The 5578-nt window shown below is 70.0% G+C and carries 9 protein-coding genes and 2 pseudogenes; all 11 read left to right on the top strand.

Annotated features, from left to right (window positions below; all coding sequences use genetic code 11):
- Positions 1–9 precede the first annotated feature (9 nt).
- The 11 genes and pseudogenes from HC022_RS29715 to HC022_RS29290 all read left to right on the top strand — a co-directional run bounded on the left by HC022_RS29715 (position 10) and on the right by HC022_RS29290 (position 5513).
- A pseudogene (locus tag HC022_RS29715) lies at positions 10–744 on the top strand (ABC transporter ATP-binding protein).
- 249 nt (positions 745–993) lie between these two features.
- Positions 994–1176, top strand: coding sequence for a hypothetical protein (locus HC022_RS29315; protein ID WP_254885156.1), 183 nt, complete (start codon positions 994–996; stop codon positions 1174–1176).
- Positions 1177–1206: 30 nt separating this feature from the next.
- Complete coding sequence (locus HC022_RS29310) at positions 1207–1344, top strand: hypothetical protein (protein ID WP_368484692.1); 138 nt, start codon at positions 1207–1209, stop codon at positions 1342–1344.
- On the top strand, positions 1344–1787 hold the full coding sequence (locus HC022_RS29305; RefSeq protein ID WP_254885155.1) for an amidase family protein: 444 nt from the start codon (positions 1344–1346) through the stop codon (positions 1785–1787). The genes HC022_RS29310 and HC022_RS29305 overlap by 1 nt, the downstream gene beginning before the upstream one ends.
- Before the next feature lie 265 nt (positions 1788–2052).
- Positions 2053–2457 carry an urease accessory protein UreE gene (locus tag HC022_RS18010; RefSeq protein ID WP_167453354.1) on the top strand — a complete coding sequence of 135 codons (405 nt, stop codon included), beginning with the start codon at positions 2053–2055 and terminating at the stop codon, positions 2455–2457.
- 141 nt (positions 2458–2598) lie between these two features.
- The gene (locus tag HC022_RS18005) at positions 2599–3126 is read left to right on the top strand and encodes an urease accessory UreF family protein (protein WP_167453353.1); all 528 of its coding nucleotides are present in this window, start codon (positions 2599–2601) and stop codon (positions 3124–3126) included.
- Positions 3127–3133: 7 nt separating this feature from the next.
- Entirely contained in the window at positions 3134–3808 is a 675-nt protein-coding gene (gene ureB / locus HC022_RS18000) for an urease subunit beta (RefSeq protein WP_167453352.1), read from the top strand.
- Positions 3805–4365: a hypothetical protein gene (locus HC022_RS29300; RefSeq protein ID WP_254885153.1), complete on the top strand. Its 561-nt coding sequence runs from the start codon at positions 3805–3807 to the stop codon at positions 4363–4365. Before ureB ends, HC022_RS29300 begins: the two co-directional genes overlap by 4 nt.
- Before the next feature lie 45 nt (positions 4366–4410).
- A pseudogene (locus tag HC022_RS29295) lies at positions 4411–4752 on the top strand (amidohydrolase family protein); the annotation flags it as partial.
- Positions 4753–4774: 22 nt separating this feature from the next.
- Positions 4775–4966 carry a hypothetical protein gene (locus tag HC022_RS17990; RefSeq protein ID WP_167453351.1) on the top strand — a complete coding sequence of 64 codons (192 nt, stop codon included), beginning with the start codon at positions 4775–4777 and terminating at the stop codon, positions 4964–4966.
- 121 nt (positions 4967–5087) lie between these two features.
- On the top strand, positions 5088–5513 hold the full coding sequence (locus tag HC022_RS29290; protein ID WP_167453350.1) for a MarR family transcriptional regulator: 426 nt from the start codon (positions 5088–5090) through the stop codon (positions 5511–5513).
- Positions 5514–5578 lie beyond the last annotated feature (65 nt).

Genomic DNA, 5578 nt, shown 5'->3' with positions numbered 1-5578 from the left:
AACCTCGTGATGCAGTTCGGCGGCGTCGTCGCGGTGGATCACGTCGACTTCGCCCTCAGGGAAGGCGAGCTGCGCTGCCTTCTCGGCCCCAACGGCGCCGGCAAGTCCACCGTCTTCAAGTGCCTCACCGGGCAGCTCACGCCCACCTCGGGCACGGTGAAGTTCCGGGGCAAGGACATCACCGGCTGGAACACCCATGACATCGTGAACGAGGGCGTGGGCATCAAGACGCAGGTGCCCAACCTCTTCAACGGCGTCTCGGTCTATGAGAACGTCCGCATGGCCGCCCGGCGCAAGCACCTGAAACCGATGGCCCGGGACAAGGCCGAGGAGATGATGGAGAAATGCGGCGTCACCCATCTTGCCAGGCGCTAGGTCGGGCTGCTGGCCCACGGCCAGCGCCTCACCCGGCTGCTCGACCGGGCGGGCGGCGCGCTCTCGGGCGGCGAGCAGCAGCTTCTGGCGCTGGGCCGCTGCCTCTGCCGGCGCCCCAAGCTCATGCTGCTCGGCGAGCCGACCGAGGGCATCCAGCCGTCGATCATCGACGAGATCTCGGACACGCTGAAGCAGCTCACCAAGACCTCCGACACCACCATCGTGCTGGTCGAGCAGAACCTCGACTTCATCACCGGGCTCTCGGACCGGGTCTACGCGATCTCGGGCGGCGTGCTCGACCGGCAGATCCCGAAGGAGCAGCTCACGGACAGCCGCGCGGTCGGCGAATTCATGGGCTTCGCGGCGTAACGCCTGACCACTCACGGAAAACCGCCCCCGCCCCGCGCCGCACTCTGGCGCGGGACCGGGACAGAGACGACTATCAACAGGGAAAGACCAATGACCGTATCGCCCCCTACCACCGACCAGATCGCCGAGATCGCGGCAGAGCTCGGGATGAACCTGACCGAGGCAGACGTGGCCTCGTTCCAAGGCCTCATGGGCGCCTAGTTCGAGCATTACAGCATCGTCGAGAAGCTCCCCGACGCGCTGCACGAGGTGACCTCTCCCCGCACCATCGGCACCCGCCCCGCGCCCGAGGGCAACCCGCTCAACGCGTGGTACTACAAGTCCGCCGTGACCGGCGCCGAGACCGGCAAGCTCCCGGGCAAAACCGTGGTGCTCAAGGACAACGTCATGCTGGCGGGCGTGCCGATGATGAACGGCTCCTCGACGCTCTAAGGCTAGATCCCCGACATCGACGCCACCATCGTGACCCGGATGCTCGACGAGGGCGCGATGATCGCCGGCAAGGCCCATTGCGAGCTCTTCTGCCTCTCGGTCGGCAGCCACACCAACGCCACCGGCCCGGTGCACAACCTCCACAAGCCGGGCTACTCGGCGGGCTGATGGACGCACACCGCGCGTGGCGCCAGCGCGCCGACGAGCTCTCCGAGACGCTGAAGCTCTGCATGCTGTTCGGTGCCTATGCCGACAAATGCCACGGCAAGCGCTTCTACGGCAAGGCGGTGAACCTGTCGCGCAGCCTGCGCGCGGCCCATGACGCGGCGCTCGAGACCTACGACGTGCTGCTGATGCCGACGGTGCCGATGACGGCGAGGCCGCTGCCCGGCCCAGACGCCCCGCGCGAGGAGATCGTGCAGCGCGCCTTCAAGATGCTGCCCAACACCGTACCCTTCGACATCAGCCACCACCCGGCGATCTCGCTGCCCTGCGGCATGGTCGACGGCCTGCCGGTGGGCCTGCAACTGGTCGGCAGGTTCCGGGACGAGGCCACGCTCTACCGGGTCGCCGACGCCTTCGAGACCGCCACCGACTGGAAGACGCTCTGACCGGGCCGGAGGCCGCCGCGCGCGCGGCCTCCAACCCATCCCGGAACGCCGCGCCCAACCCGGGGGCCCCGTCCCCACGCCCGCTCTTCATCTTGCCCCTAAACTCCGGGGAGTGTGAGGGGCTGGCCCCTCACTCCCGCCCCCTCCGCAAGCGCACCACCCGCACGCAGGCCCATCCCCCGCCACACGAACCCCGAAACGACACCACCCCAAAACCACACAAACCGCAAAACCACCCCCACGAAACCACCCGAAGAGGCCCCGCATGACCGGCAGCCCCCTCCCCAAGGAGCCGCTCCAGGTCACCGCCCTCCTGGGCAACGCCCGCTCCGACCGGCACGACGCGGTGCACGCCCTTGAACACAAGGGCCGCGAGGTGCAGATCGCCCTGCCGCGGGACCAGAGCCTCGAGGACGGCGCGGTGCTGCATCTCGACGACACGCTCGCCATCGTGCAGCGCGTCGACAGCGGCGCGCGGCTGACGCTGGTCCCGCACGACCTTCCGTCGGCGCTGCGGCTCGGGCACTGGTGCGGCAACCTGCATTGGAAGGTGAGCTTCGCCGAGGGCGTCACGTCGGTGCTGCTCGACGGCCCCGAGGCCCGCTACCGCGCGCGCCTGCGCGACCTCGAGGGGCTCGCCTCCTTCCACATCGCCGAGCCCGGGGCATGAGCCAGGTCCCCCATGCCGAGCTGGTCACCGCGCTGCAGCTCGGCGACAGCGCCTTCCCGACCGGCGCTTTCGCCTATTCCTGGGGCATGGAGACGCTGCTGGCCGACACGCAGCTGCAGCGCCGCGACCTCGCCGGGTTCCGTGCAAACCGGGCTGACGGGGCGCTGGCGCGGCATCGACCGGCCGGCGCTGGCGGGCGGCTGGCGGGCGGACACCATCACGGACCTCGCGAACTGGGACGCTCAGGTCGACCTCTCGCTCTGGTCCGAACCGCAGCGGCGCGCCTCGCAGGAGGCCGGCGCCGCCCCCCTCGCCGCCGCCACCCGCCTCGAGCTTGCCGGCGCCCGCGAAATCCGCGCCTCGGTCACCGCGGGGCGCATGGCGGGCCACTTCCCCGTGCTCACCGGCGCGCTGCACCGGGGCGCCGGTCTGGGCCTGACGACCGCGCTGCTGGTGGCTGCGCAGGGTTTCCTGCGCGGTCTGCTTTCTGCCGCCGTCCGTCTGGGACAGGCTGGCGCGCTCGAGGCCCGGCGCAGCGCCCGCGCCCTTGCACCCACGCGCGTCGACATGGCCCGGCCGCCGGCCCCCGGCACCCTGCCGCAGGGCTTCTCGCCGATGACCGACATCGCGCTCATGCGCCCGCATGCGGCGCGGCTCTTCGTGAACTGAGAGACCCATGCACCTTAACCCCACCGAACTCGAACGCCTCACCATCTTCACCGCCGCCGAACTCGCCCGGCGCTACCTGCGCGAGGGCGTGCGCCTCAGCCACCCCGAGGCGGTGGCCTATCCTGCCGACGAGCTCCTGCTCGCCGCGCGCAAGGGCATGGACCGCCCCGCCATGGTCTCCCACGCCGCGACGCTGCTGCCCCACGACCAGGTGGAGCCGGGGGTGCCGAGCCTGCTCGACACCTTCCCGGTCGAGGTGACGATGGACGAGGGCACCAAGCTCGTGACCGTTTTCGACCCCATCGCCCCCGGGCCCTTCGAGCCGGTGCCGGGCGAGATCATCCCGATGGAGGGCGAGATCGAGCTCAACGCCGGGCGCCCGCGGCTCGAAATCGAGGTGCTGAACACCGGCGACCGCGCCATCCAGGTGCGCCGCCACGCGCATTTCTTCGAGATCCACCGGGCGCTGCGCTTCGACCGGGCAAGCGCCTACGGCCACCGGCCCGACCGGCCCTCGGGCGGCGGCGAGCGCTTCGACCCGGGCGTCGCCACGCGGGTGACGCTGGTGCCCTACCGCGGCCGCCGGACGATCCACGGCTTCGCTTGGCTGACCGAAGGCCCCACCGAGGCGCGCCGCGAGGCCGCACTGCAGATGGCGGATTGGAACGTCTACCTGAAATGAAGATGCCGCGCGCGCAATACGCCGCCCACTACGGCCCCACCACCGGCGATCTCGTGCGGCTCGGCGACACCTCGCTGCTGGCCGAGATCGAGCAGGATTTCACCCACTACGGCGAAGAGCTGACCACCGGCGCGGGCAAGCTCATGCGCGAAGGCGTTGGCTTCTGCACCACCGGCACCGACGCCAACGAGGCGCTCGACATGGTGATCCAGAACGCGGTGATCCTCTGCCCGGTCACCGGCACCGTGAAGGCCGACATCGGCATCCGCCGCGGCGAGATCATCGGCATCGGCAAGGCCGGCAACCCCGACATCATGGACGGCGTGACGCCGGGGCTGGTGACCGGGCCCAACACCACCGTGGTGCATGGCGACCATCACTTCGTCACCGCGTGCACGGTCGAGGCCCACGCCCATGTCCTGTCGCCGCAGCAGGCGTACCACGCGCTTGCGGGCGGTTCGGCGACGATGATCGGCATGTCGCCCGGCCCCAACTTCGACCTGAGCTGTTCCCGCCCCCACACGCTCGGTCGCATCATCCTTGCCGCCGACGAGTGACCGCTCAACTTCGGTTTCCTCGGGCGCGGCAACTCCAACCCCGACGCGGTAGCCGAGACCGTCGCGGGCGGCGCGCTGGGGGTGAAGATCCACGAGGATTTCGGCGCTTCCCCGGCGGTGATGGACGGCAGCCTGCGGGCGGCGGACGCATCTGACTTCTCCGTCCACCTGCACACCGACACGATCAACGAGTTCGGCTTCTACGAGGACACGATGGCGGCCATCGCCGGCCGCACCATCCACATGTACCACACCGAGGGCGCGGGCGGCGGCCACGCCCCGGACCTGCTGGCGGCTGCGGGTGGCGGCGGGCGCGGTGCTGGCGCTCTTCGCTCAGCCCCTTCGTGCTGCTCCCCGGGGCGGCGCTGCGTCAGGAGCTGGCGCTGACCCTGCACCCCAATGCGACGGCGTGCACCTCGCCGCCGCCCTTGCACGGCGGGTGCGCCGGGTCGACGGCTTCCTCATGGCGCGGATGCTCGACCGGAATTTCTCGCGCCCGTCGATCTACGAGATGCTGGGCAAGCCCGAGGTGTCGCCGACGCCGACCGTGCACATCGCCGAGGCCGACGGCACCGTCTTCGAGGTGCGCGAGACGCTCTGAGGCGCCACTGGGCATCCGCTTGCCGGACGGCGGGGACGCAAAGCGCTCGCCATCCCTGTCCTCGTCGTATATGTAAAAATCAAAATTCGAATAAGATAGCAATCGAGGCGGGAGACGCCACGTGCCAGACACCCTTTTGATCGGGCAGATCGGCTACCAGATCGCGCGCACGAACCGCGAGCTCGATCTGGATCTCGAGGCCCGTCTCAAGCCGCTGTCGCTCAGCGTCGACCAGTTCCGCATCCTGCGCTGCCTCGGGGAAAACGGCCGCCTGCCGATGGGAGAGCTTGCCTCCTCGGTCTTCGTCGAGCCCGCGAACCTGACCAAGATCATCGACCGCATGACCTCGGAGAACCTCGTGATGCGGGTGCCCGACGACAAGGACCGCCGCCGCGTGCTGGTCACGCTCGCCCCCGAGGGCACGGCCAAGAACGCCACGCTGGGCCCGATCATCCGAGAGCACGACGCCTATGCCCGCGACATGCTCGCCGCCGAGGACGGCGACCCGCTGCGCCGGCTGCTGGCGGGCATCAAGTTCTCGGGCTGACCGGCACGGCTCTCATCCGACCGGTCGCGGGTCCCGGTCCTGAACGGGGTTTCGGTCGCTCGATG

It is taken from the genome of Salipiger sp. HF18 (genome assembly GCF_011806505.1).
Classification (GTDB): Bacteria; Pseudomonadota; Alphaproteobacteria; order Rhodobacterales; family Rhodobacteraceae; genus Salipiger; species Salipiger thiooxidans.
This window is presented reverse-complemented; position numbering and strand designations above follow the sequence as displayed.

Excerpts from the sequence above, each read along its gene's own strand:
- HC022_RS29305 (WP_254885155.1), top strand. The coding sequence starts at position 1,344 with ATGGACGCACACCGCGCGTGGCGCCAGCGCGCCGACGAGCTCTCCGAG.
- HC022_RS29300 (WP_254885153.1), top strand. The coding sequence starts at position 3,805 with ATGAAGATGCCGCGCGCGCAATACGCCGCCCACTACGGCCCCACCACC.
- ureB (WP_167453352.1), top strand. The coding sequence starts at position 3,134 with ATGCACCTTAACCCCACCGAACTCGAACGCCTCACCATCTTCACCGCC.
- HC022_RS18010 (WP_167453354.1), top strand. The coding sequence starts at position 2,053 with ATGACCGGCAGCCCCCTCCCCAAGGAGCCGCTCCAGGTCACCGCCCTC.